At 64.0% G+C, this 2,869-nt stretch carries 1 protein-coding gene and 1 pseudogene; both read right to left on the bottom strand.

Annotation, left to right across the window (positions count from 1 at the left end; translation table 11 throughout):
* Positions 1 to 57 precede the first annotated feature (57 nt).
* On the bottom strand, positions 58 to 786 hold the full coding sequence (locus AC0T5L_RS27025; RefSeq protein WP_476168316.1) for an immunity 49 family protein: 729 nt from the start codon (positions 784 to 786) through the stop codon (positions 58 to 60).
* Between the two features lie 152 nt (positions 787 to 938).
* A pseudogene (locus tag AC0T5L_RS27020) lies at positions 939 to 2,869 on the bottom strand (hypothetical protein); the annotation flags it as partial.

Genomic DNA, 2,869 nt, shown 5'->3' with positions numbered 1-2,869 from the left:
CTCAAGGGGATCCTTCACAGGGGTGGGTCGGCACGGTGAAGCCTAGGGCGTGGCCCCTCAGACGGGGAACTCGCCGTACCAGGACCTCTTCACGAGATGCTTCGGTAGGTACTCCGACTCCACGTCCAGGGAGAAGCCCGAGGAACGCTGGGACTTGTCGTAGGCCAGGCAGGCCCATGCCAACAGGTTCAACGGAACGATGCCGCGTACCCCCGGTGGGGCGTCCTCGCGGGTGTGGTAGCGCTTGAAGCTCTTCAGGGCGAAGACGAGCGCCTCGTTGAACTTCTCGGGGTCTCCCATCAGCAGACGGCGGAAGACCTCCATCTCAGGAAAGACCAGCAGGTCGAGAGCTTCGCCACCGAAGGCGCCACGACGGGGATCGGACAGTTCCATGGCTGAGCGCAGCTCGTCGACCAGGTTGTCGGTGCCGTTGACGTAGGCCTGGAGTGTGGCGATCCAGTGGTAATTGGATTCGTTGTACTCGACCTTCCCGCCCTGAGCAGCCTGACGTAGACGCTCCACAGGGATCTGGCACAGGGCGTTGGCACGGGCGTTGTCACGGCATACGACCGCGAGATAGAAAGCCCTTTCCCAGGTGGAGGGGTCGGCACAGTGGAGCATGCCGGGCGCTGTGAGCGTGCGTACCTCGTGATCGATTCGGTACTCGACCTCGGTGCCCTCCTCCGCCCCGGAGACAGCGAAGACCGCGTTGTGAACCTGCATGGCAATGGTCCACGACTCCCAGGTCTCCACCTTCGCCGCGGTGGGGTCCAGGAGGAGCATCATTTTCGCGAGGTTGTAGATGGGGAAGAGGTCCAAATCTATGTTCGAGCAGTCTTGTTCCAACTCTCGAATGAGTTTTGCTCTGCGCTTGGTCTGGTGTTCGATTAGGCTCTGGTCCACTCCATGGTCCAGTTTGTGCCGGGAAACGTGGGTAGTCATGAGGCCTTCTTATCTGACAGGTCGAAGATGCGGTGGTCATATCCGTTGGCGATGGATTCGCCGGTCCACTGTCTATTTCCCTTATCGTCCTTTGCGTATATGTCCACGGGATTGCCCTTGAACGACGAGTAGACGACGCGACCTTGCTTGAGCTTGTCCTGGATCTCCTGGGCCAGGATGAGTTCCTGTGAGTTTCCGGGCTTTTGCCCTCGTTCCTCCATCGCAGTGAGGATGTCCTCCAGGTAAGCACGCGTTCCCTGACTGACCAGGCGAGGCTTACCATCTTCCTGGGTGATCTTGCGCTCACCGAGTTCGGTCCTGGTACTGCTCTTGGCCTCAACGATGACGATGTCGCCGTCCACGGTGCGGTGGATCTGGTCGAACTGGTCGTTGCCGTTCTTCGGGGCGAACGGCGAGGGCGGGATCTCCGTCGCGCCTTCGAGGTTCGGCCGCAACTCCTCCAGCTTGGGTTTGCGGTTCTCGTCGTAGACCGTATCGCCGTTCGCATCGACCTCATGCCTCATCAGCGGATTGCCGTCGTTGTCCATAATGGCACTGCCGTCGAACTCGAACCTCGCGCCGAATCTGGCGGTCATCTCGCCGAACACCTCGGAGAGGTCCGTGGAGTGGCTCTGGGCCTCTCTGTAGCCTCTCTTGGCGGCTTCGACCAGGGGATGGTTATCCGCGTTCTCCTTGTACTCGCCGTACTTTTCCTCCATGTCCGCTAGGTGGTCGCTGGCGGCCATGGCCTCGTCGATGGCCATACGTCGTCTTCTCGCCAGGGAATCCAACCCGCCCAAGTCAGTCCGGATCTGTTCGCGACGAGCGATCTCCGCCTCGGTCCTCTCCCGCTCGCTCTTCGGGAGATCGTCCCTCAACTCCGGCATGAATTCGGGGTCGTCGAGGCGGATTTCGGTCTTGTCCCCCAGGTAATCAGGCGCCTCCGCGGGTTTCAGCGGAATCCAGTCACCGTTGTCTGCGCGGCTGATCCGCGGGAGCTCCCACTTCTCCTGGCCGACCACGGTGTCCGCGCTCTTCCGGTGGCCGTTGTTCTCCTTGTAGAACTCCCGGTAGAACTCGTTGTACTCACCCTTCTGATCCGGCTTCTTCTCGTTGAGGAGCCGCTGGAGGTCATCAAGGAATGCCTGTTGGTTGGCGGGGTCGTTCTTGTCCCCCCAGGAGTGCTCCCTGAACTCCTTCGCCGTCGTCGGGCCCGCTGGGCGCTCGCCGCCAGAGTCCCCATCGCCGCCCTCGGAGGTCCTGTCACCGTTGAACGCCGGGGTTTCCGGAACGCCCGGACGGTCGTCGCCGCCCGTCCTGGTCCCGCCGTACCCTCCGGACGACTCCTGGGACATGTGTCCGGCGTCTCCGGTGTTGTCGCCGTCCAGCGGGTCGCCGCCGTCGCCGTCGCTGTTCATGACGGGAGAGGTGCGGTCGCGCATCTGCGGGGCGTCGGGGAGGCGGTCGCCGCCGATGCCGGTGAGGTCGAGCCGGAAGTCCGGCGTGGAGCCCGGGATGTCGCGGGCGGCGGTCAGGATGTCCCCGTCACCGCCGACGCGCGTGAGGGCCCGGTCCGACTCGCTGGGACCGTGCCCGGTGTCGGCGCGCTGCTCGGAGGTGAGTTCGTCGAGACCAGGCATACCCTCGGCGAACCACCCGCCCTCCCAGTCCGCGCCGGGGTCCCTCTTGGCGTCCGGGCTGACATCGGTGATGTGTGCGGGGTCGTCCCTGACCCCGGTAAGCCGGTTGAGTTCGTCCAGGAGCTCTTCGGTGTCGTTGAGCTGCTGGGCGGTGGGGTCCGTCCCGGCGCCTTCGCCCGATTCGTCGGAGGTATCGGAGGCGGGTCGGGCCCTGGGGCCGTCGGGCGTTCCCTCACCGGTGGGCGGGGAGCCCTGGGTGTGGCCCAGCAGCCGGTTGAGGGCGGAGC

This window comes from Nocardiopsis sp. TRM 82005, from assembly GCF_056312425.1.
This window is presented reverse-complemented; position numbering and strand designations above follow the sequence as displayed.

What these genes read in the sequence shown, in the direction of transcription:
- AC0T5L_RS27025 (WP_476168316.1), bottom strand. Translation starts at nt 786, where the DNA reads ATGATGCTCCTCCTGGACCCCACCGCGGCGAAGGTGGAGACCTGGGAG.